Source organism: Devosia rhizoryzae, from assembly GCF_016698665.1.
GTDB lineage: Bacteria > Pseudomonadota > Alphaproteobacteria > Rhizobiales > Devosiaceae > Devosia > Devosia rhizoryzae.
Map to the genome: position 1 here is coordinate 716,835 of NZ_CP068046.1, position 23,350 is coordinate 740,184.

Annotated in this window: 19 protein-coding genes; 10 read left to right on the top strand and 9 right to left on the bottom strand. The window is 62.1% G+C overall.

What is annotated here, in order from left to right; genetic code table 11:
- Positions 1-56: 56 nt before the first annotated feature.
- Both ugpB and JI748_RS03645 read right to left on the bottom strand, forming a co-directional pair.
- The gene (gene ugpB, locus JI748_RS03640; RefSeq protein ID WP_201635160.1) at positions 57-1,382 is read right to left on the bottom strand and encodes a sn-glycerol-3-phosphate ABC transporter substrate-binding protein UgpB; all 1,326 of its coding nucleotides are present in this window, start codon (positions 1,380-1,382) and stop codon (positions 57-59) included.
- Between the two features lie 202 nt (positions 1,383-1,584).
- Complete coding sequence (locus tag JI748_RS03645) at positions 1,585-2,196, bottom strand: LysE family translocator (RefSeq protein WP_201635162.1); 612 nt, start codon at positions 2,194-2,196, stop codon at positions 1,585-1,587.
- 172 nt (positions 2,197-2,368) lie between these two features.
- Here JI748_RS03645 and JI748_RS03650 point away from each other — a divergent pair, with 172 nt between their 5' ends.
- Entirely contained in the window at positions 2,369-3,949 is a 1,581-nt protein-coding gene (locus JI748_RS03650) for an ABC-F family ATP-binding cassette domain-containing protein (RefSeq protein WP_201635164.1), read from the top strand.
- Here JI748_RS03650 and JI748_RS03655 read toward each other — a convergent pair.
- Positions 3,946-4,887 (bottom strand): nucleoside hydrolase, encoded by a 942-nt coding sequence (locus JI748_RS03655; protein WP_201635166.1) that lies wholly within the window; start codon positions 4,885-4,887, stop codon positions 3,946-3,948. The genes JI748_RS03650 and JI748_RS03655 overlap by 4 nt on opposite strands.
- Positions 4,888-5,018: 131 nt before the next feature.
- On the opposite strand from JI748_RS03655, the gene JI748_RS03660 reads away from it, so the two are divergent.
- From JI748_RS03660 to JI748_RS03700, 9 genes are all read left to right on the top strand, one after another.
- Positions 5,019-6,284, top strand: a complete 1,266-nt coding sequence (locus JI748_RS03660) for an AI-2E family transporter (protein WP_201635168.1) — start codon at positions 5,019-5,021, stop codon at positions 6,282-6,284.
- Positions 6,285-6,366: 82 nt separating this feature from the next.
- The gene (locus JI748_RS03665) at positions 6,367-8,211 is read left to right on the top strand and encodes a monovalent cation:proton antiporter-2 (CPA2) family protein (protein WP_201635170.1); all 1,845 of its coding nucleotides are present in this window, start codon (positions 6,367-6,369) and stop codon (positions 8,209-8,211) included.
- Between the two features lie 84 nt (positions 8,212-8,295).
- Positions 8,296-10,767: a glycogen/starch/alpha-glucan phosphorylase gene (locus JI748_RS03670; protein WP_201635172.1), complete on the top strand. Its 2,472-nt coding sequence runs from the start codon at positions 8,296-8,298 to the stop codon at positions 10,765-10,767.
- Positions 10,768-10,870: 103 nt separating this feature from the next.
- Positions 10,871-13,120: a 1,4-alpha-glucan branching protein GlgB gene (glgB, locus tag JI748_RS03675; RefSeq protein WP_201635174.1), complete on the top strand. Its 2,250-nt coding sequence runs from the start codon at positions 10,871-10,873 to the stop codon at positions 13,118-13,120.
- 1 nt (position 13,121) lies between these two features.
- Positions 13,122-14,393, top strand: coding sequence for a glucose-1-phosphate adenylyltransferase (gene glgC / locus JI748_RS03680; protein ID WP_201635176.1), 1,272 nt, complete (start codon positions 13,122-13,124; stop codon positions 14,391-14,393).
- Positions 14,393-15,853: a glycogen synthase GlgA gene (gene glgA / locus JI748_RS03685; RefSeq protein ID WP_201637018.1), complete on the top strand. Its 1,461-nt coding sequence runs from the start codon at positions 14,393-14,395 to the stop codon at positions 15,851-15,853. Before glgC ends, glgA begins: the two co-directional genes overlap by 1 nt.
- Positions 15,834-17,468, top strand: coding sequence for an alpha-D-glucose phosphate-specific phosphoglucomutase (locus JI748_RS03690; RefSeq protein WP_201635178.1), 1,635 nt, complete (start codon positions 15,834-15,836; stop codon positions 17,466-17,468). The genes glgA and JI748_RS03690 overlap by 20 nt, the downstream gene beginning before the upstream one ends.
- A 15-nt stretch (positions 17,469-17,483) precedes the next feature.
- Complete coding sequence (glgX, locus tag JI748_RS03695; RefSeq protein WP_201635180.1) at positions 17,484-19,493, top strand: glycogen debranching protein GlgX; 2,010 nt, start codon at positions 17,484-17,486, stop codon at positions 19,491-19,493.
- A complete protein-coding gene (locus tag JI748_RS03700; protein WP_201635182.1) occupies positions 19,490-20,218 on the top strand; it encodes a metallophosphoesterase in 729 nt (242 codons plus the stop codon). Before glgX ends, JI748_RS03700 begins: the two co-directional genes overlap by 4 nt.
- A 6-nt stretch (positions 20,219-20,224) precedes the next feature.
- Here JI748_RS03700 and JI748_RS03705 read toward each other — a convergent pair whose 3' ends face one another.
- Genes JI748_RS03705 through JI748_RS03730 form a run of 6 tightly spaced genes read right to left on the bottom strand, consistent with a single transcriptional unit; the run spans position 20,225 to position 23,319 of the window.
- Positions 20,225-20,686, bottom strand: a complete 462-nt coding sequence (locus JI748_RS03705; protein WP_201635184.1) for a GNAT family N-acetyltransferase — start codon at positions 20,684-20,686, stop codon at positions 20,225-20,227.
- Entirely contained in the window at positions 20,686-21,318 is a 633-nt protein-coding gene (gene ureG, locus JI748_RS03710; protein WP_201635186.1) for an urease accessory protein UreG, read from the bottom strand. Before ureG ends, JI748_RS03705 begins: the two co-directional genes overlap by 1 nt.
- Before the next feature lie 14 nt (positions 21,319-21,332).
- Positions 21,333-21,764, bottom strand: a complete 432-nt coding sequence (locus JI748_RS03715; RefSeq protein ID WP_201635188.1) for a DUF3995 domain-containing protein — start codon at positions 21,762-21,764, stop codon at positions 21,333-21,335.
- Entirely contained in the window at positions 21,761-22,417 is a 657-nt protein-coding gene (locus JI748_RS03720; protein WP_201635190.1) for an urease accessory protein UreF, read from the bottom strand. The genes JI748_RS03715 and JI748_RS03720 overlap by 4 nt, the downstream gene beginning before the upstream one ends.
- Complete coding sequence (locus JI748_RS03725) at positions 22,414-22,884, bottom strand: urease accessory protein UreE (protein WP_201635192.1); 471 nt, start codon at positions 22,882-22,884, stop codon at positions 22,414-22,416. Before JI748_RS03725 ends, JI748_RS03720 begins: the two co-directional genes overlap by 4 nt.
- 12 nt (positions 22,885-22,896) lie before the next feature.
- On the bottom strand, positions 22,897-23,319 hold the full coding sequence (locus JI748_RS03730; protein ID WP_201635194.1) for an MliC family protein: 423 nt from the start codon (positions 23,317-23,319) through the stop codon (positions 22,897-22,899).
- Positions 23,320-23,350 lie beyond the last annotated feature (31 nt).

The following is a 23,350-nucleotide window of genomic DNA, read 5'->3' on the forward strand; positions in this document are numbered from 1 at the left end:
CCGCACTCAATGCGGCTCCTCCCCCGCTTGCGGGGGAGGATGGGTGGGGGCTTGGCTTAGCTATTGGCGGCTTCGAAGTCACGCAGGATCTGGTTGCCGCGTTCCACGGCGGAGTCCAGGGCTTCCTGGGCGGTCTTGGAGCCGGCGAGCAGGGCTTCGAACTCTTCGTCGACGATGGCGCGAACCTGGGTCAGGTTGCCGAAGCGGATGCCCTTGGAATTGGCCGAGGGGGTGCCGCGGGTGATCTGGTTGATCGCGATGTCTGAGCCTGGGTTTTCGGCGTAGTAGCCTTGTTCCTGGCCCAGTTCATAGGCGGCATTGGTGATCGGCAGGTAGCCGGTCTCCTGGTGCCACTTGGCCTGGACTTCGGGGCTCGAGAGGTAGGTGAAGAACTTGGCGACGCCGGTATAGACTTCCGGAGCCTTGCCGTTGAGCGCCCAGAGAGTTGCACCACCGATGATCGAGTTCTTCGGCTCGTCAATGACGTCGTCATAGTAGGGGAGAGGCGCGAAGCCGACTTCGAAGTCGGTTGCATTGGTGATGACTCCAGCGCGGCCAGCCGAGGAGTTCATGAAGATCGCGCATTCCTGCGAATAGAACTTAGGCGCAGCGTCGGCGGCGCCAGCCGGGCCACCATACTGGAAGAGGCCTTCATCGGACCACCTCTTGAGGTTGTCCCAGTGGCGAACCTGCAGCTCGCCGTTGAAGACGAATTCGGTGCCGAGACCGCCAAAGCCGTTCTCGAGCGTGCCGAAGGGCTTGTCGTGCAGGGCCGAAAGGTTTTCGGTCTGGATCCAGGTGATCCAGGCGCTCGACAGGGCGCAGGGAGCGGCGCCGGATTCGACGATCTGGCGGCCCATGGTTTCGAGCTCGGCCCAAGTCTTGGGGGCGACTTCGGGATCAAGGCCGGCTTTTTCGAAGACGTCCTTGTTGTAGTACATGATCGGGGTCGAGGAATTGAACGGCATCGAAAGGATGTTGCCGTTGGTGTCCGAGTAGTAGCCGGTGACTGGGGCGAGGAAGCCTGACGGATCCCAGGCTTCCCCGGCATCAGCCATCAGCTGGTAGACCGGATTCACGGCGCCGGTGGCTGCCATCATGGTGCCGGTGCCGACTTCGAAGACCTGAACGATTGCCGGCTGTTCGTTGGCGCGGAACGCGGCAATGGCGGCGGTCAGCGTCTCGGCATAGCTGCCCTTGTAGGTGGGGACGACGGTGTATTCGTCCTGGCTGTCATTAAAGCCCTGGGCGATCGCCTCGAGCCGCTGACCCAGTTCGGCGTCCATGGCGTGCCACCAGGAAATTTCGGTCTGTGCGAAAGCCGGCGTCGCGGCGAGCATGGCGGCGAGGCCGACGGACAAGCTCAAAGCGGTCTTGGACATGCTTACTCCCTGAAATCTTGCATAGGACGTATTCGTCCGGCGCATATCTGTTGCTGAAATTCGAAATTGTTCAAGAGAACATTTCGGGCAAGCCGCGGCATCCGCCCCGGCTGTGGCGGCCTTCTATGGCGGTTGCTTTTCAGTTTTGTGACAGTGGATCAGCTTGAAAAAGGCTGTGGAAATCCGCGGCCAGACGCCCGGCCTAGTGCTGGAAGACGACGAGACCCGCTGCCGTGGCCATCATGGCGCCGGCGGTTTTGTTGAGGCGGCTGATGGCGCGATCGCTCTTGAACATTTCGCGGGCGGCCGAAGCGAGCCAGGCATAGGTCGAGCAGATGATCAGCAGCATGACGATGACGATGGCCGTCAGTTCGGCAAAAGCGATCGGGCTCATCTGGTTGAGCGGCACGACGGTGGGCAGGATGGCGAGAAAGAAGACGATGGTCTTGGGATTGCCCAGCGTCAGCGAAAAGCCGGCGAGGAAGGTGCGCCAAGCGCCTTCCTTTTTCGGCTTCATCTGCTCCGAGCCCGGGCGTGCGGTCCAGAATTTGTAGGCGACGTAGAGGAGGTAAGCGGCGCCTGCGAAGCGGACGATGATGAAAACAGGTCCAAAGACGGCCGCAACTGCGGCGAGGCCGAAGATGGCGAACATGAAGTAGACGAGGTCACCGGCAAGGATGCCCAGGATCATCGGCACAGCCCCGCGAAAGCCGCCACCCAGCGCCCGTGCCACTACGGCTGCGACGCCCGGACCTGGCACGATCACCGCGATGGAATAGGCGACGGTAAAGGTAACGAGGGTGAAAAGGTCCATTTGGCGGCTCCAGCGGCAGCGGACACTAGCCAAGCGTCGCGTGATTTTCCAGCACGAGGTTGACGCGGGCGCTCAGCCCATTATCTTCAGTCCCATCGCAACTCGACCGGACGGTCCTCGATGGAAATGACCCCTAACGCAATGCCGACCTGCTTTGCCAATGGGGATCTCCATGCCTGCTTCCGTCACGATTTCGCGTCTTTCCTACGTCGGCCCTGACGGCCAGACGCTTTTTTCCAATCTCGATCTTAGTTTTGGTCCCGGCCGAACCGGGCTCGTCGGGCGCAATGGCGTCGGCAAGACCACGCTGTTCCGCCTGATCGCCGGTGAACTTGCGCCCGCGGCGGGAACGGTAAGCGTTACCGGCCGCATGGGTGTGTTGCGCCAGGAAGTCCGGCCGGGCGAGGGCGAGACGGTCGCCGACCGGTTTGGGGTGCGCGAGGGGCTGGCGTTGCAGGAACGCGCGACGAATGGCACTGCGACTGCCGAGGAACTGGCCGATGCGGACTGGACGCTCCAAGCGCGGTTCGAAGCGGCGCTGGCGGAACTCGGTTGGCCGGTCGGCGGCGACACGCTGCTGTCGAACCTTTCCGGCGGGCAGCGGACGCGGGTGGCGCTGGCGGCCCTGGTGTTCGATGCGCCGGACCTGATCCTTCTCGATGAGCCGACCAACAATCTCGACGATGATGGACGGGCAGCCGTCACTGAGTTGCTCGCCGGCTGGCGCGGGGCAGCGATCGTTATCAGCCATGATCGGGCCCTGCTCGAAACCATGGATGCCATTGTTGAACTGACCGGGCTTGGCGCGACGAGCTATGGCGGCAACTGGAGCTTTTATCGCGAGCGCAAGGCGCTGGAGCTTTCGGCTGCGCAGCACGACCTCGATATTGCCCAGCGCCAGCAGCGCGATGCTGCACGGGCGGCGCAGGAGGCGCGCGAGCGGCAGGACAAGCGCGATGCGGGCGGCCGGCGCAAGGCGGCAAAAGGCGACATGCCCAAAATCTTGCTGGGCGGCATGAAGCGGCGCGCGGAAGAGACGTCTGCGGGCCTTCATCGGCTCTCCGAAAAGCAGGCGGATGCGGCCGAGGTGCAGGCGCGGGAAGCACGGGCGAGGATCGAAGTGCTGACGCCGTTTGCGGTCAAGCTGGCATCGAGCGGCGTTCATGCCGGAAAGGTCGTGTTGCGGGCGCAGGGAGTTAGTGGCGGTCATCATCCGGAGCGTCCGGTGATCCGCGACTTCTCGCTCGACCTTGTCGGGCCCAAGCGGGTGGCCATCACTGGGCCGAACGGGTCGGGGAAGACCACCCTGTTGCGGTTGCTGACGGGGTCGCTGGTGCCGAGTTCCGGCTCGGTGCAGATCGGCGGGACGATGGCTTTGCTCGATCAGCAGGTGGCGCTGCTCGATCGCCGCCAGTCGATTGTCGACAACTTTCGCCGGCTCAATCCCGAAAGCTCGGTCAACGACTGCCGGGCGGTGCTGGCGGCCTTCATGTTTCGCAACGATGCGGCGCTGCAGGTGGTGGGCACGCTGAGCGGCGGGGAGATGTTGCGGGCGGGACTGGCTTGTGTGCTGGGTGGCGTGCGGCCACCCATGCTCCTGGTGCTGGACGAACCCACCAACCACCTCGATATCGGAGCGATCGAGGTGGTCGAGGCGGGTTTACGGGCATTCGACGGCGCGCTCCTGGTGGTCAGTCACGACCGGGCGTTCCTCGGGGCCATAGGGATGGAGCGGGAGGTGCGGTTGACCTAGGGCAGACGCGCCAGCCGTTCGGTCAGCAGCTTGTAGAAGCCGTCCGCGTCGCCGCTGCGCATGTAGGTGGCGTTGCGGGGGCGCTCGGTGACGTGCCAGTAATCGACCACGGTCATGCCGACCGTGAGCTCGCTTGCCGTTTCGATTTCGACATTGCAGTGGCGGCCTTCGAAGAGCTCAGGCTGGAGCAGGTAGGCGATGACGGTGGGGTCGTGCAGCGGGGCGCCGGTCCAACCGTATTTCTTGAGGTCGAAGCCTTCCGAGAAGGTCAGCATGTCGTAGACCGCCTGGCCGCTGCGGTTGCCGAGGGCCTTGATAGCGTCGAGGCGGGCAGGGGTCGACTGGATCATGTGGGTGACGTCGAGTGGCTGGATGGTGATCGGCCCACCGCAGCGCATGACCACATTTGCGGCCTCGGGATCGACATAGATGTTGAATTCGGCGGCCGGCGTGATGTTGCCGACCTCGAAATACGCCCCGCCCATCATGACGATTTCCTGGATGCGGTCGGCAATCTCGGGCTGTTTGATTAGTGCCATGGCGATGTTGGTCAGCGGTCCGAGCGTGCAGAGGGTCACGGTCTTCGGCTCGGCATTCATCAGTGTGTCGATGATGTAATCGACGCCGTGCTGGGCTTGCAGCGGGACCTGCGGATCGGGGAGGTCGGGGCCGTTGAGACCAGTGTCGCCGTGGACGTGTTCGGCGGTCACCAGGGTGCGGCGCATGGGGCGGGCGCAGCCGGCATAGACGGGGATGTCGGTGCGGCCGGATAGCTCGACTACCTTGCGCGCATTGATGGCATTTTGGGCAAGGCCGACATTGCCGGCGACTGCCACGATGCCGAGCACTTCGATCTCTTCAGGCGAGGCAAGGGCGAGAAGAATGGCGACGGCATCGTCCTGACCAGGATCAGTGTCGATGATGATTTTGCGCGACATGGAGCTTTCCGAAAGCTTGAGGATTCGGGCCAAGCTTACCCAAGCCTGACGGCTGGGTCGACAGGTTGTAAGGGAGGAACACTTGGGGGTGGGAGACGTTTTCGGCGCAAGTAACTGCGTCGGTGACCACTATGCCCATGCCTGTACCAAAGGCCGTTTCTGCCGACATGTCGCAAAGCCAATTTGAGCGAATTCTCGGCAATGCCGCACGGCTTGCCCTGATCGGTATCGGCTTTGTGGTCCTTCTGGTTTCGCTGCAGGCCGGTCAGGTGTTTCTGGCGCCGGTCATGCTGGCCGTCGTTGTCGGGTTGATGTTCGGCCCGGTTGCCGATCGGCTTGAGGGCTGGGGGGTGCCGCCGGCGCTTTCGGCAGGCGTAGTCGTGCTGCTGCTGTTGAGCGTCATCGCCGGCTTCGCCGTGATTTTCGCCGTGCCGCTCAGCGATTGGATCGCTCGGGCTCCGGTGATCTGGGAGAAGCTGCAGCAGCAGATCGCCAACCTCAAGGAGCCGCTCGAATCCCTGTCGAGCTTCCAGGAACAGTTCAGCTCGGTGCTGGGCTCGGATTCGGCAGTGTCGGTGACGGTCGAGGATGGGAGCGCCATGACTGGCATGGCGATGCTGGCGCCGGCGATCCTCGCGCAGGTTGCGATCTTTCTCGCCAGCCTCTACTTCTTCGTGGCCACGCGCGACCACATCCGGGTGTCGATCCTTTCCATGTGCGTGACGCGCCGGATGCGCTGGCGTACCGCTCATATTTTTCGCGAGGTCGAGCACAAGGTCAGCCGCTTCCTGCTTTCGGTGACCATGATCAATCTGTGCGTCGGCACGGCGGTGACGCTGGCCATGTGGGCGATCGGCATGCCGTCGCCGCTTCTGTGGGGCGCGATGGCGGCGGTGCTGAACTACATCCCTTATGTGGGGCAGGCGGTGATGATCACCGTGCTGCTGATGGTGGGACTCGGCACCGAAACGGAGCTGTTTCGTATTCTCCTGCCGGTCATCTGCTACGCCAGCATCAACTTCGTCGAAGGGCAGATTTTTACGCCGCAGTTCATCGGCAAGACGCTGACCCTCAATCCGTTCGTCATTTTCCTCTCGATTACATTCTGGATCTGGGCGTGGGGACCGGTGGGCGGCCTTGTAGCCGTGCCGATGCTGCTGATCGCGCAGTCGGTGATTGCCCATGTGCTGCCCGGCAAGCCGGTAAAGCCGAAACGTCCCGTCTACCGGACGCGGCAGATGAGCGACCGGGACGAGCTTCTGGCCAATGCTGCGCAGGCCGTCCGCGAGCAGCGACTGGAAGAAGAGGCTGAGCCGGACAAGGGCCAGAAGCGAAAGGAGGAGCGCTTGAGCCCGCCCGCCGGGACGGCACCGGATGGCGTCGACCCGGCTGGCTGACACATAGAAGCCAGTCGAGCCCCTTGCTTGACGCCAGCGCCTTGCCGCACCAGTGTCGCGCCAAAGCGTATTTGGGGTTTCGATGGCGGGCGAAGTAGTTTCCCATGCGGCAGAAGCCGCGCATCATGGCGTGGATCTCGTGCCGATCGTGGCGCTTCTGGCGGCCGGCGTCATTGCCGTGCCGCTGTTCAAGCGATTCGGACTTGGGTCGGTCCTAGGCTATCTGGCGGCGGGCTTGATCCTCGGGCCATCAGGCATCGGGCTGATCCGCGATCCGGCGGCGATCCTTGCTGCGGCAGAACTCGGTGTCGTGCTGTTCCTGTTTATCATCGGGCTCGAAATGGAGCCCAGCAAGCTCTGGGCATTGCGGAAACAAATCTTCGGGCTGGGGGTGATCCAGGTCGCGGTCTGCGGCGCGCTCCTGACTGGGGTTGGTATCCTGCTGGGGTTCGCACCCGCCGTAGCCTTCGTCTTCGGCATGGGCTTCGTGCTGACCTCTACCGCCATCGTCATGCAGATACTGGGCGAGCGCGGTGAGCTGACAACCCCGGGCGGGCAGCGCATGGTGTCGATCCTCTTGCTCGAAGACCTCGCCATCGTGCCGCTCTTGGCGGTAGTGGCGCTGCTCGCGCCATCGACGGGTGAGGTGGATGCATGGACGCGGATCATCGCCGTCGCAGCTGCGATCGGCGCCATCCTGGCGCTGATCTTTGTCGGGCGCCGGATCATGAATCCGTTCTTCGCGCTTCTCGCGCAGGCCAAGGTGCGGGAAGTGATGACGGCAGCGGCGTTGCTGGTCGTGCTGGGCGCGGCGCTCCTGTTCCAGGCGAGCGGGCTCTCCATGGCCATGGGGGCGTTTCTCGCAGGCGTGCTGCTCTCGACCTCGACCTTCAAGCATCAGCTCGAGGCGGACGTAGAGCCTTTCCGCGGTCTGCTGCTGGGTCTCTTCTTCCTCGCCGTGGGCATGTCGCTCGATCTTGCCGTGGTGGCTGCGAGCTGGCAGATCATCGCCCTTAGCGTCGTCTGCTACATGCTGGTCAAAGCGGGCGCGATCTACATCATCGCCCGGCTTTTGCGCTCCAGCCATGGCGAGGCGCTGGAGCGGGCGGTGTTGATGGGGCAGGGCGGCGAATTTGCTTTCGTGCTCTACACTACCGCTGCCTCGGCGGGGCTGATCGACGCGCCGACCAATGCGATCTTCACCGCCACGGTGATCATCTCCATGGTGCTGACGCCATTTGCGATCATCCCCATGCGCATGTTCATGCCCAAGGAAGTGCAGTCCTTCGAGGGCGTGGAGAAGGCCGATGGCCTTTCCGGGCGCGTCCTTATCATTGGCTTCGGCCGCTTCGGACAGATTGCCAGCCAGCCGCTTCTGGCGCTGCGCCATTCGGTGTCGATCATCGACAACGACACATCGATGATCCGCGCTGCCGCCCAGATCGGCTTCAAGGTCTATTACGGCGACGGCACGCGGCTCGATATCCTCCATGCCGCAGGGGCCGGCTCCGCGGACCTGATCCTCGTCTGCACGAATGACAAGGTGCAGACCACGCGCATCGCCGAACTGTTGCGCGACGAGTTTCCGCTCGCTCGCGTCATGGCCCGCGCCTTCGACCGTGGTCATGCCATCGAGCTGATCCGTGCCGGGGTCGAGTATCAGCATCGCGAGCTTTTCGATTCTGCCATCACCTTCGGCGGGGAAGCGATCCGCATGCTGGGTGCCGACGAGCAGCAGATCGAGGGCGTCATCGACGGCGTGCGTGACCGCGACCGGCAGCGCTTCGAGATGCAGCTCAATGGCGAAGACTGGCGCCAACTTGGACAGTTGCTGCTCAGCAATGCCCGCGAACAGGCGCGCGAAGGCGGCGTCCGGGTCACGGAAGAGCAGGACGCTGTGGTCGTGACTGCAGAGAAGGTGGACTGAGCGGGGGGCTTTTCCCTGTCACGTTTGCGTGCCACAGTGCCCCCGTTCTGAGGGGAACATCGCTTATGAATTTTGGGTTGCGACATGCCGCAAAAGCCGATCGTCTACGATGCCCCCACGCCGGAACCGCGTTCCACAACCGTTGAAGCGTTGCAGGCTGAGATCCTTGAACGGCTGATCTATTCGGTCGGTAAGGACCCCATCGTTGCCCGCCCGCATGATTGGCTCAAGGCCACGATCCTTGCCGTGCGTGACCGGGTCATGGACAGGTGGATGGAGAGCTCGCGTGAAACGTGGCGCACCTCCAACAAGCGCGTCTATTACCTCAGCCTTGAGTTCCTCATCGGCCGGCTGATGCGCGACGCCATCAGCAATGTCGGGCTGATGGAGCCGCTCAATCAGGCGCTCAAGAACCTCGATGTCGATCTGGGCGACCTGATCAATCTCGAACCTGACGCGGCGTTGGGCAATGGTGGCCTCGGTCGGCTGGCAGCGTGCTTCCTCGAATCGATGTCGTCGGTAAAGATCCCGGCCTATGGTTATGGCATCCGCTATGCTCATGGCCTTTTCCGGCAGGAAATGAGCGAGGGCTGGCAGGTCGAGCTGCCGGAAGACTGGCTCGCTCACGGCAATCCCTGGGAGTTCGAGCGCCGCGAAAGCGCCTATGAAGTGGGCTTTGGCGGGCATGTCGAGCCGGTCACCGATCCTGACGGGGAAGTGCGGCAGGAGTGGCGGCCCAACGAACATCTGCTTGCGGTCGCCTATGACACGCCGATCGTTGGCTGGCGCGGCGCGCGCGTGAACACGCTGCGCCTTTGGAGCGCGCAGCCGATCGACCCCATCCTGCTCGACAAGTTCAATTCCGGCGACCATATCGGCGCTCTGGAAGAAAGCGCCAAGGCCGAGGCGATCACGCGCGTGCTTTATCCTGCAGACTCGACCGCGGCAGGGCAGGAGCTGCGCCTGCGCCAGGAATTCTTCTTCTCCTCGGCCTCGCTTCAGGACATCGTCCGCCGGCATCTCCAGCAATATGGCGATCTCGGATCCTTGCCCGACAAAGTCGCGATCCAACTTAACGATACGCATCCGGCGATCTCGATCTGCGAGCTGATGCGCATTCTCGTCGACGACAATGGACTCAAATGGGCCGAGGCCTGGAAGCTCAGCAAAGCGACCTTCGGCTATACCAATCATACGCTGCTGCCCGAAGCGCTCGAGAGCTGGCCGGTCGCGCTGCTGGAGCGGCTGCTGCCGCGGCATATGCAGATCATCTACCAAATCAATGCCGACATCCTGGCGGAGGCGCGCAGCAAGGCTGGCTTTACCGACCAGCAGGCGGCTGCCGTGTCGCTGATCGACGAGCATGGCGGGCGGCGCGTGCGCATGGGCCAGTTGGCCTTTGTCGGATCGCACTCGATCAATGGCGTATCGGCGCTGCATACCGAGCTGATGAAGCAGACGGTTTTTGCGGACCTCCACAAGCTTTATCCGGATCGCATCAACAACAAGACCAACGGCATCACCCCGCGTCGATGGCTGATGCAGTGCAATCCTGCGCTGACAAAGCTCGTCACGGAGCGCATCGGGCCGGAGTTTCTTGACGACATCGACAAGCTCAAGCTGCTCGCGCCACATGCGGAAGATCCGGGCTTCCAAAAGCAATTTGCCGAGATCAAGCTTGCCAACAAGCAGCGGCTCGCCAAGCTGATCAAGGACCGGATGAACCTCAATGTGTCGCCGGACGCGCTGTTCGACGTGCAGATCAAGCGCATCCACGAATACAAGCGGCAACTGCTCAATATCATCCACGCGGTGACGCTTTACGACGAAATCCGGGCGCATCCGGAGCGTGAATGGGTGCCACGGGTCAAGATTTTCGCAGGCAAGGCGGCGCCGAGCTATTGGAACGCCAAGCTGATCATCAAGCTGATCAACGACGTGGCGCGCGTGGTCAACAATGACCCGGCGGTGCGCGGGCTCTTAAAGGTGGTGTTCCTGCCCAACTACAATGTCAGCCTTGCCGAAGTCATCGTTCCGGCGGCCGACCTTTCCGAGCAGATATCGACGGCCGGCATGGAGGCTTCGGGCACCGGCAACATGAAGTTCATGGCCAATGGAGGTGTCACCATCGGCACGATGGACGGCGCCAATGTGGAAATGCACACCGAGGTTGGCGACGAAAATATCGTCATCTTCGGTCTTACGACGGAAGAAGTGGAAGAAAAGCGCCGCCGCTCGGAAGTGCCGCGATCGGCGATCGACACCTCGCCGCGCTTGCGCGAAGCACTCGACTCCATTGCCTCGGGCGTGTTCTCGCCAGACGATCCTAATCGCTATCGCGACTTGATCGGCGGGCTTTACGACCACGACTGGTTCATGGTTGCGCGCGACTTCGATGCCTATGCTGCGGCGCAGGCCAAGGTAGACAAGCTCTGGCAGGACCGGGCGCGCTGGAATGCCATGGCGATCCGCAACACGGCCAACGTCGGCTTTTTCTCGTCGGACCGGACGATCAGGCAATATGCCAAGGACATCTGGGGCGTGCCGACGACTTGATAAATATCTTCAAGGCGCGGGGAAATTAGCGAACAAGATCAGTCCCCGCGCATTGTAAGTTTTTGCCGGTACCCGTCTTGGTCCGGTCTGGGGGAGTGTCGGCTTGAGCGTAAGCAAGGAAACCTGGCAGGCGGATGGCCGCGAAATCGAAGCCATCGTGGCGGGGCGCCACAGCAATGCTTTCGCCTTTTTGGGCCTGCATGAAGTGGGTGAAGCTCAGGTGCTCCGCGCCTTTGTGCCCCATGCCGAAACGCTGCATGCCTTTACTCTCGATGGCGAAGCGCTGGGCCACCTGATACCGCGCCATCCGGCGGGGTTCTTCGAGGCCAAGGTCGAGATCAAGGATCGCCAGCCGATCCGCTACCACGCCAAAAATGCCGGCGGCGAATGGGACGTGTTCGATCCCTATACCTTCGGACCCGTGCTGGGTCCGATGGACGACTATTATATCGGCGAGGGCAGCCACCTTCGGCTTTTCGACAAGCTGGGCGCCCACGAGATGGAATTCGAGGGTATCCACGGCACCCATTTTGCTGTCTGGGCGCCAAACGCGCTGCGCGTATCAGTCGTCGGGTCGTTCAACGAATGGGACGGCCGCCGCCATCCGATGCGCAATCGCATGGGTATCTGGGAAGTGTTCATTCCCGTGCTCGGTACCGGCACGATCTATAAGTATGAAATCGTGGGGCCGAACGGGCAGGTGCTGCCGCTCAAGGCCGATCCATATGCCCGGCAGGCTGAGCTGCGTCCGCGCAACGCTTCGGTCGTGCCTGATCCGACGCCGTTCACCTGGACGGACCAGAAGTATATGGAAGAGCGCGCCAAGAAGGATTGGCGCCGCACGCCGATGTCCATCTACGAGGTGCACTTGGGCTCCTGGCGCCGTCGCGCCGATGGCGGCTTCATGAGCTATGACCAGCTCGCCGAGCAGTTGGTGCCCTATGCTGCTGACATGGGCTATACCCACCTTGAATTCATGCCGGTCTCGGAACACCCGTTCGATCCGAGCTGGGGTTATCAGCCCACGGGACTGTTTGCGCCGACAGCACGGTTTGGCGATCCGGCGGGTTTTGCCCGGCTGGTAAACGCAGCGCATGAAGCAGGGCTTGGCGTCATCCTCGATTGGGTGCCGGCACACTTCCCAACCGACGATTTCGGCCTTGCCAATTTCGACGGGACCGCGCTTTACGAGCATGCCGATCCGCGCCAAGGATTCCACCCGGACTGGAACACGGCGATCTACAATTTCGGCCGCAAGGAAGTGTCGTCCTTCCTCACCAATAACGCCATGTACTGGCTAGAAGTCTTCCATATCGATGGACTGCGCGTCGACGCCGTGGCCTCGATGCTCTACCTCGACTACTCCCGCCAGCCGGGCGAATGGGTGCCCAACAAGCATGGCGGCAACCAGAACCTTGAAGCTGTCGCCTTCCTCCAGCGGGTCAATTCCGAGGTTTATCGCAACTTTCCTGGCGCCTTCATGATCGCCGAGGAATCCACCTCCTGGCCGGGCGTCAGTTCCCCCGTTTATGCCGGTGGACTGGGGTTCGGGTTCAAGTGGAACATGGGGTTTATGAACGACACGCTGCGCTACATGAGCCGCGAGACCATTCATCGGCGCTATCACCACAACGACATGACCTTTGGCATGGTCTATGCGTTCAGCGAGAACTTCGTTCTGCCGCTCAGCCATGATGAAGTGGTGCATGGCAAGGGCGCGCTGCTGACCAAGATGCCGGGCGACGACTGGCAGAAGTTCGCTAATCTGCGAGCATATCTCGGGTATATGTGGGGCCACCCGGGCAAGAAGCTCTTGTTCATGGGCCAGGAATTCGCGCAGCGCGAAGAATGGTCCGAGGCTCGCTCGCTCGACTGGTGGCTTCTCGACGCGCCTGCCCATGAGGGGATGCGACGGCTCGTCGCCGATCTTAACGCCGCCTATCGGAGCCTGCCGGCCCTGCATGAACGCGATTGCGAGCCGGAGGGCTTTGAATGGGTGATCGGCAACGATCATGCCAATTCCGTACTCGCCTGGCTGCGCAAGGCGCCGGGGGCTGATCCGGTGCTGGTCATCACCAATTTCACGCCAGTGCCACGCAGCGGCTATAAAGTGCCCATGCCCCTGGCTGGACAATGGGTGGAACGGCTCAATACCGACGCCGGTTGGTATGCCGGTGGCAATACGGGCAACCAGGGCGTCATCGAGGCTTACGAGGTCGAGGGCAAGCATTGGCCCGCCGAAGCGGAGCTCTTCTTGCCGCCGCTTGCCACTTTGTTCCTTAAATTCGAGCCGTCCAAGGGCGGCGCAACTGATACGACCCGGAGCAATCCGGGCATTCTAGGAGGGCTTTAGAATGGCTGATTACCGTGTTCCGTCGCCTCTGGCTCGTGAAGCCATGGCCTATGTGCTTGCCGGTGGACGCGGCACGCGCCTCATGGAGCTGACCGATCGTCGCGCCAAGCCGGCTGTCTACTTCGGCGGCAAGGCGCGCATCATCGATTTCGCGCTGTCCAATGCCATTAATTCCGGCATCCGCCGCATTTCGGTGGCGACGCAATACCAGGCGCATTCGCTGATCCGCCACATGTCGCGCGGCTGGAACTTCCTTCGTCCCGAGCGTAACGAGAGCTTCGACGTCCTCCCGGCATCGCAGCGCGTGCGCGAGGATATGTGGTATGCCGGCACTGCCGACGCCGTCTACCAGAACATGGACATCATCGAGGATTCGGGCGCCCGCTATATCGTTATTCTTGCGGGCGACCACATCTACAAGATGGACTATGAAATCATGCTGCGCCAGCATGTGGACACCGGCGCCGATGTCACGATCGGCTGCCTCGAAGTGCCGCGCATGGAAGCCGTCGGCTTCGGTGTCATGCATGTCGATGGACGTGACCGCGTCATCGATTTCGTCGAAAAGCCCAAGGACCCGCCGTCCATTCCCGGCAATCCCGACATGGCGCTGGCCTCAATGGGCATCTATGTCTTCGACACCAAGTTCCTGATGGAACAGCTGCGCCGCGACGCGGCCACCGAGGGGTCCAACCGCGACTTCGGCAAGGACATCATTCCCTATCTCGTCAAGAACGGCACGGCCTGGGCGCACCGCTTTACCCGCTCCTGCGTCCGCTCGAGCAACGAAACGGTGTCCTATTGGCGCGACGTCGGAACGGTCGACGCCTATTGGAAGGCCAATATCGATCTGACCGACATTACACCGCAGCTCGACCTCTACGACAAGGACTGGCCGATCTGGACTTATGCGGAGATCACTCCGCCGGCCAAGTTCGTGCATGACTATGACGGGCGCCGCGGTTCGGCGGTAAATTCGCTGGTCTCGGGCGATTGCATCATTTCGGGCGGTCACCTGCAGCGCACGCTCCTGTCGACTGGATCACGTGTCCACTCCTATTCGGTGCTCGATGAGGCTGTGGTGCTGCCCTATTGTGACATCGGCCGCAATGCGCGCGTGCGCAAGGCGGTGATCGATCGCGGCGTTTCCATTCCGGAAGGATTGGTAATTGGCGAAGATCCCGAGTTCGACGCCAAGTGGTTCCGCCGCACCGAAGAGGGCGTGACCCTGGTCACCCAGGCCATGGTCAACCGGTATCTGGCCGATCGATGATCGAAGTCCTGTCGGTCACCTCCGAGATCTATCCGCTGATCAAGACGGGCGGGCTGGCAGATGTTGCCGGCGCGCTGCCCGGCGCCTTGGCTGCGACTGGCGTAGCGATGCGCACGTTGGTGCCAGGCTATCCGGCGGTCCTCAGCAGGATCGAAGAACGACGTGAAGTTGCGCAGTTCTCCGATCTCTTCGGCGTCACCGGACGGCTGATCGCCGGCCGCGTGGCGGGGCTCGACTTGATCGTACTCGATGCGCCAGCGTTGTTTGACCGGCCGGGCAATCCCTATATGGGTCCGGAAGGCTGGGACTGGCCGGACAACTGGAAGCGGTTTGCCGCCTTGAGCTGGGTGGCTTCCGAGCTCGGCCTCGGGCTTGTGGACGGCTACCGCCCCCACCTGATCCATGCCCATGATTGGCAAGCAGGCCTTGTGCCAGCTTATGTCAAATTTGGACCGTCATCGACGCTCAAAACCGTCATGACCGTCCACAACATGGCTTTTCAGGGCACGTTTGGCGTCGACATTTTCTGGCAGCTCCGCCTGCCGCCGCATGCTTTTTCCGTCTATGGCGTCGAATATTATGGCGGCGTTGGCTATCTCAAATCGGGCATCGAATGCGCCGACGCGGTGACTACCGTATCTCCCACCTATGCCGCCGAAATCCGCACACCGGATTTTGGTTCGGGGCTCGACGGACTGCTCAATAACCGTGCTTCGACAGTCTTTGGCGTGCTCAACGGCATCGACATGAATGCCTGGAACCCTGCAACCGACCCGGCCCTTGTGCAGAACTATACGGCCAGCACGATCCAGAACCGGCTGGTCAACAAGCGCGCTATCCAGGAGCAGTTTGGCCTCGAGCCGCTCAACGTGCCGCTGTTCACCGTGATCAGCCGCCTGACCGGGCAGAAGGGCATCGACCTTCTCGCTGACAATATCGACTACCTCGTCTCCCTAGGCGGTCAGCTGGCCGTGCTCGGCTCTGGTGAGGCGCATCTGGAAAACGCCATTCGCAGTGCTACGCAGAGGCATCCGGGGAAGGTGGGCCTGGTTACCGGCTACAATGAAAAGCTCAGCCATCTGCTGCAGGGTGGGGCCGATGTCATCATCGTTCCTTCGCGCTTCGAGCCGTGCGGGCTGACCCAACTTTATGCGCTTCGCTATGGCTGCATTCCGCTGGTGAGCCGTGTCGGCGGGCTCAATGACACGGTGATTGACGCCAACGTTGCCGCCATGCAGGCGGAAGTCGCTACCGGCGTTCAGTTCGCGCCGCCTACTGGGCCGGCGCTGGGTGATGCACTGCGACGCACCTTCGAGCTTTATGCCGACGAACGATCCTGGAAGAAAATGCAGAGGCGCGGAATGAAGTCGGATGTGAGCTGGGAAACCAGCGCCGCCCGCTATGCGCAACTCTATGCCTCGCTGACCGGAATGAGCCTCAATGACGACGCAAACGATTAAGACCACGCCGTTTTCCGACCAGAAGCCGGGCACATCGGGCCTGCGCAAGCGCGTGACGGTTTATCAGCAGCCCAATTATGTCGAGAACTACATCCAGGCCATCTTCGACAGCCTCGAAGGTTTTGCCGGCCAGACATTGGTGATCGGCGGCGACGGGCGTTTCTTTAATGACGTCGCCATCCAGAAAGCCATCCGCATTGCGGCAGCCAACGGCTTTGACAAGGTGCTGGTCGGGCAAGGGGGCATTCTCTCCACGCCAGCTGCCAGCCATGTGATCCGCCACTACAAGGCGTTCGGGGGCCTTGTACTCTCGGCCAGTCACAATCCGGGCGGGCCCGATGGCGATTTCGGCATAAAGTACAATATCGGCAATGGTGGACCGGCGCCGGAAAAGATCACCGACGCGGTTTATGCCCGCACCAAGGTGATCGACAGTTTCAAGACCCTGGACACCGCGGACATCGACCTCAACACCACTGGCACCCAGCAGGTTGGCGATATGGTGGTCGAGGTGATCGATCCGGTCGAAGACTATGCGGCGCTGATGCAGACGCTCTTTGACTTCGATGCCATTCGTGCCCTGTTCGCCGGCGGCTTCCGGATGACCTTTGACGCAATGTCGGCGGTGACCGGGCCTTACGCCCACGCCATTCTCGAAGACATGCTGGGCGCGCCCAAGGGAACTGTCGTCAATGGCACGCCATCGCCCACCTTTGACAATGGGCATCCCGATCCGAACCTTGTTTATTGCAAGGACATGTACGACCTGCTGATGACCCCTGACGGTCCAGACTTCGGCGCAGCTTCGGACGGTGATGGCGATCGCAATCTCATCATCGGCAAGAACCGTTTCGTCACGCCTTCGGACTCCCTGGCGCTGCTTGCGGCGAACGCCCATCTGGCGCCTGGCTACAAGAACGGCATTGCCGGCATCGCCCGTTCCATGCCCACCAGCGCTGCCGCCGATCGCGTTGCGGAAAAGCTCGGCATCGAGATGCATGAGACGCCTACCGGCTGGAAGTTTTTCGGCAATTTGCTGGATGCCGGCCGTGTCACTATCTGCGGCGAGGAAAGCGCCGGTACGGGATCGGACCATGTGCGGGAAAAGGACGGGCTTTGGGCTGTGCTGCTCTGGCTCAATATTCTTGCCGTGCGCAAGCAGGGCGTCGACGAGATCGTGCGCGAGCATTGGCGCACCTATGGCCGCAACTATTATACGCGTCACGACTATGAAGAGGTCGACAGCGCCATTGCCAACACGCTGATGGATGATCTGCGCGCCAAACTGCCGTCGCTCCGGGGCCAGACGCTGGGCGAGGACATGCAGGTCGCCTATGCCGATGACTTCACCTACCACGACCCGGTGGATGGCTCGACCAGCGCCAAGCAGGGCGTTCGCATCGGCTTTGCGGATGGTTCGCGAATTGTCCTGCGGCTTTCAGGAACCGGCACGGTAGGCGCCACGTTGCGAGTCTATCTCGAACGGTACGAAGCCGCCGATGGACGCCACGACCTCGACACCCAACTTGCGCTCGAGCCGCTTATCGGGATCGTCGAGCAATTGGCCGGGATCAAGGCCAGAACCGGACGGGTCGAACCCAGCGTCATTACCTAGATCGGCCTTTTAGCGATGCAACCAGAACTCGTGCCCCATGCCGGGCGAACCGAAGCGCTTGGCGCGACGGTCACCCCGGATGGGGTCAATTTTGCTGTTTATTCTGAAACTGCGACCAATATCTGGGTTTGCCTGTTCGACGAGCAGGACCAGGAAATCGGCCGGTATGAACTCGATGTCCACCAGGACAATACTCGTGCCGGTTTCATCGCCAATGTCTTTCCCGGTGCACGCTACGGCTTGCGTGCTGAGGGCCCCTATGATCCGGACCAGGGCTTTTTCTTTGATCCCAACAAGCTCCTTGTTGATCCCTATGCCCGGCATCTCGACCGCGTCTTCGTGCGGTCGCCGCGCCTGCGGCTGGGTCGCGAAGAGGCCGTCGATACCGCGCCACTGATCCCTAAGGCGATCGTGCGCGGGGAGACCGACAACAAGGCGCGTCCGCGCCGCAAGAAGGCGCCAGGTCTATTCTACGAGCTCAATGTGCGCGGTTTCACCATGCGCCATCCCAGCGTTCAGGGTCCGCTGCGCGGAACCGTTGCGGCGCTCACAACACGCCGCGTTATCGACCACTTCAAACACCTGGGCGTCGACACGGTGCAGTTGATGCCCACGGCCGCCTGGATCGACGAGGGCCATCTGCCCGCGCTCGGCCTCACAAATGCCTGGGGCTATAACCCCATCGCCTATTTCGCTGTCGATCCCCGGCTTGTGCCGCGTGGGCCGCAGGAGTTGCGGGTGATGACCGATGCCTATCGCAAGGCGGGCATCTCGGTGATCCTGGACGTCGTTTATAACCATACCGGCGAAGGCGACCAGCAGGGGCCGATCCTCTCGATGATGGGGCTTGATCCCCAGACCTATTACCGTTTCGTCGAGGTCGACGGTAAGAAGTATCTGGTCAACGATACAGGCACCGGCAACACGCTGCGGTGTGACCACCCCGCCGTGCAGCGGCTGGTGATCGACAGCCTGCGCTACTACGTCGAGGAGCTCGGCGTTGCCGGCTTCCGTTTTGACTTGGCAACTATTCTTGGCCGTGATCCGGGCTTCAATCCGGAAGCCGAAATGCTCAAGAAGATCAAGGCGGACCCGGTCCTCAGCAAGGTCATCCTTGTGGCCGAGCCCTGGGATCCGGGTCCGGGCGGTTATGCCGTCGGCAAGTTCGGCCAGGAGTTCCAGGAACACAACGACACCTACCGCGACGAAATTCGCGCTTTCTGGAAGGGCGAGCCGTCCAAGATCGGCGCTCTTGCCGGCAAGATTGCGGGCTCTGCCGAACTCTTCGATTTCGCCGGCCGCAAGCCGAGCCATGGCGTCAACATGCTGGCCGTGCATGATGGATTCACCCTGCGTGACCTCGTCAGCTACAATGACAAGCACAACGACGCCAATGGCGAGAACAACAAGGACGGGCACAACAACAACCAGTCCTGGAATTGTGGCGCCGAAGGCGAGACAGAGGACGAGAACATCCTCGCGGCCCGCAAGCGGGATGTTCGCGCGCTCCTGGCAACCCTGTTCCTCTCGCGCGGTACCCCGCTGATCCAGCAGGGCGACGAAATGTATCGCACCCAGCAGGGCAACAATAATGCCTATGCGCAGGACAACGAGATCACCTGGGTCGACTGGGAAGGTGCCGACGGCACGCTGGTCAATTTCGTTTCGGCTGTGAACGCCTTCCGCCGGGAGCATCCGGCGATCACGCATGACCATTTCCTCTCCGGTCAGGAACGGAACGGCGTGCGCGACATCGTCTGGCTGCACCCGGACAATCGCGAGATGAACGAAGGCGACTGGAACGATGCTGGCGCCTCAGTGCTTGGCATGTGGCTGCGCTACAAGGACGATGAAGTTCTTGTCTGGTTCAACCGCATGATCGAGCCAGTCACGGCCCATCTCCCAGAAGGCGAGTGGGTCGTGGGCGTCCAGTCAGATGATACGCTCGAAGTGCCGATCAGCGAAGGCACGGCAATCGTGCCGCCCCGTTCGGTGGTGGCCTTGGTGCGCCCACAGCAGCTATGATCATTGCCCAGCTCAGCGATATCCATGCCGATGGTTCGAGCAACAGGCTAGACCGTTTGGACCGGGTGCTGAGCTGGTTACGTCCTCTTCGGCCAGACGCCTTGGTCGTCAGCGGCGATCTGGCCGAAGCACAATTCGAAAAGAGCTATGCGGCGGTCCGGCAACGGCTTGACAGCGTCGGCTGCCCATTCTTCGTTGTACCGGGAAATGTCGATGATCACCGGCACATGCGGGCCGGTTTCGGCGAGCTTTACGGCTGGACCACGGATCGGCCGCTTAGCGTTGTTGGCAGGTTCGATGGATTCCGGGTTATTGGCCTCGATGTGACGGTAGAGGATGCCCATCACGGCGATGCTGCGCCACGGCTCGACTGGTTGGCGGCGGAACTGGCGGCTGACCAGACGCCGACGCTGATCTTCCAGCACCAGCATCCGTTCTTGACCGGCATCGACAATAAGGACCGCAACATCTGCTTTGGCGGCGTCGAGCTCGCCGCGGTTATTGAAGCCGCAGGCGACGTGGTGCTGGGCCTGACCTGTGGGCACGTGCACCGGCCACTGTTTACGCAATTTGCCCGCCGGCAGGCAACGATGGGATCATCGGTGACCCGCGCCAACAAGCTCAGGCTCGATGGCAAGGAAAGCGATATCACCGATCCGCCAGGGTTGATGCTGCACCATGTCGCTGACGGACGGTTGGTCAGCCATGTGGTAATGGTTAGCTAGGCGCCGCTACTCGACCTCGACCATGCCATGCCGGGCATAGAACCGCCTGGCGGCGACGTTGTCGGCGAGAACTTTCAGATCAAGCTGGGCCAGTCCGCGCGCCCTGATTGCCGCGAACGCCGTGTGCAGCAGCCAAGTGCCGATTTGGCGATCGCGATATTCGGGCAGCACAACGAGGTCCTTGAGAAAACCGCTGGTCCAGCACTGCGCCAGGCCGAGCGGCCGATCTTGCTCGTCCACGGCAATGAGGACGAGATCGGGGTCAAATTCCTCGTCGCTGATCAGGGGTTCGAACCAGCTCTCGAATTTGCCGACACTGCCGCCGCCTGTCGCATAGCCCTGCTGTAGCAGTGCATGGAGGCTGAGCGAATCGCTTCGAGAGAAAGGCAGGAGCGAGATGCCGTGTGGAGCAGGCGGAACCGGCTCGAGGCGATCAAGCACTTTTCGCATGCGAATGGGCGAGCTCACTATTCGGCCGCCTGAGCCTGGAAGCCGCCGTGCTTTTCAATGAAGCCAATGATTTGGTCGAGGCTTTCGCGGCGCAGCAGGTCGGTGAAGACATAGGGCCGGCCCTGCCGCACCTTTTGCGTGTCGCTTTCCATGACGTCCAAACTGGCGCCGACATAGGGTGCGAGATCGGTGTGGGTGATGACCAGGAGGTCGGAGCGCGAAATGGCCGGCCCACCCTTGCGCGGGATCTTTTCGCCCTGGGCAACCGAGATGACGTAGATGGTGAGATCGGCAAGATCGGGCGAAAAGGTCGCCGCGAGATTGTCGCCGCCGCTCTCGATCAGGATGATGTCGAGGTCGGGGAATTTCTGGTTGAGATCGTCGATCGCGGCGAGGTTCAGCGATGCATCCTCACGGATGGCTGTGTGTGGGCAGCCGCCGGTTTCGACGCCGACGATGCGATCCTCGGAAATGGCCTGGACGCGGGCGAGGATCAGGGCATCTTCGCGCGTATAGATGTCGTTGGTGACCACGGCCATGGAATAGCGGTCGCGCATGGCCTTGAGCAGCATTTCGCAGAGCGTCGTTTTGCCCGAGCCGACCGGGCCGCCGATGCCGATGCGTAGGGGTCCGTTGAGGCTCTTTTGCATGGAAACTCCAGGGGTTAGCTCAGGCGTAGGGCGACGAGGGTCAGAAAGCCGACGCCGAGGAAAAGGCAGAGCGGCGAGTAAACGCGGCGATCGTTGAGGCGGAAGATCGGCTCGGGGAACTGCGCGGCCCACCAAGTGGTAAAGCCGGCAATGCCGCGGGCGAGGAACAGCAGGCCGAGGCCTATCCCGCTGAAATTCATGACGTTTCCGCCGCTGTCGTGGTCGGCTAGCGCGAGGGCGAAAATGCCGGCGGCGAGGGCCAGGAGGGCGATAATGAACGAAATATAACGCGGCGGCATGCGTTCGACGCCGGGCGTGCCGACAACGGTTTGCGCCAGCAGTTTTTCGTCGCGGATCGGCCAGGTGCGACCCAGCGCCCAGACGAAGTGAGCCATGGCGACCGTCAGGAGCCCCACGAACATGAAAGAGGAGACAAACATGTTCATGAGCGAAAAATCCTCGTCGCCAGCGTTTCGTGCTGCATCTGGGCAATGTCAGCGCCATAGGCGACGCTGCCGATATCGTCCAGTGTGGCATGCTGGCACAGAAGGGCAAGCGCGGCGATTGCGGGTTCGAGGCTCGCCATGATGGCAAGCCCGTCGCTTTGTCCGATGGGTACGAGGCGTACGGCGACCGAGACCTGGCTGTGCACGGTCGTGGTCAGAAGCGCGACCAGGGTCTCCCCTAAGTCAATGTTGTGGCTGCCTGTGACAGCGCCGATGGCGACGGGGTAGGGGCATGGTTTAGGGAGCGGCGCCGGCTGGTCGGCAGGCCAGGCGGCGGTCGCAAGAACGAAGGCATTTCCGGTCAGAACCGTTTCGGCATGGCGCTCGCGGGCTGGGGTCAGAGCCAGGCTGAGATCGGCGAGTTCGCGCAGGGCCTGTCGATCCGCAAAGGAGCGGTGCGCATGGGCGAGGAGGATGGCGTCGGTCTTGATGCCGCCATGCTGGAGCGTGCCGCCGATCCAGTCCTCGGCTGTTGAGCGATCGTGAACGATCCCCTGAACGATCGCGGTCTCGAGGCCAGCCGACCAGGCAAAGGCGCCGACCGGAAACGCAGGCGACAGCCAGGTCAGAAGTTTTTGCAGGCTCTGGCTCAACGGCGGTTCAGCAGCGCGTGGCCGGTATCGGCATGGGCGTGCGCATAGGCGCCGTGTTCGGCAAAGAACGGCTCGGTGACGTCGGCGACCGTGGCGCCCAGGCCCTGCAGCATGGTTTTGAGCACATGATCCCGCTTGATCAGGATGCGGCCCGGTTCAAGCTGGGCCGGGGTGTGGCGATTGCCGATATGCCAGGCAAGACGCAGCAGGTGCCCGGCATCGCGGCCACGGATTTCATACAAGAATTCGTCGGCCGCGATGACCTCGACGATCCGGCCGTCTTCGAGCTCGAGGCCGCCCAGGTGGTCCAGCGTCGTGGTTTCCCGGACGTCCAGCATGACCTCATCGCCCTTGCTGAGGCGCAGGACCTTGCGGCGCAGGCGGCGTTCGTCGTGTTCAAGGACGACGCGATCGAAGGGCGCGGCCCCCTTGTGGCCGGCCGGAAGTATGGTGGAGACACGGAGCATAGAGAACTTTCGTCAGGGCGTATTGCTGGCAGCGGTGCAGGTGGCAAGCGGCTCGGCATCTTCGTCCTGCGTCAGGTCTCGGAGCGTTGCTTCATCACCCTGGTTCCACCATTCGAACGGGCCCGACACATAGCGGGCGCCAGAGCCGGAGAGCGCCGTGACGAAGATGTGCACTTCGCCTTCGACCGGCACCAGGGCCAGGAAATTGGGCGCGGCATTGATGTATTGGGCGGAAAGCACCTCGCCGCTATCGCATTGATAGACGGCGGTGGTCATCTCGATATCGGTGGCGCTTCCGAGCGTCAAAGTCACGGCGGAGGATGCCGTCAGCGGAACGGCGATGGGCGCGAGCGTTGCTTCGACCGGCTCCTCCTGCGCCCAGGCCGCGGTGGCGGTTGCAAGAAAAACGGCAAGCGGCAGGACTGTGCGGATCATGAGCGACTCCCGGTTAGGTTGCCGCGCAGGA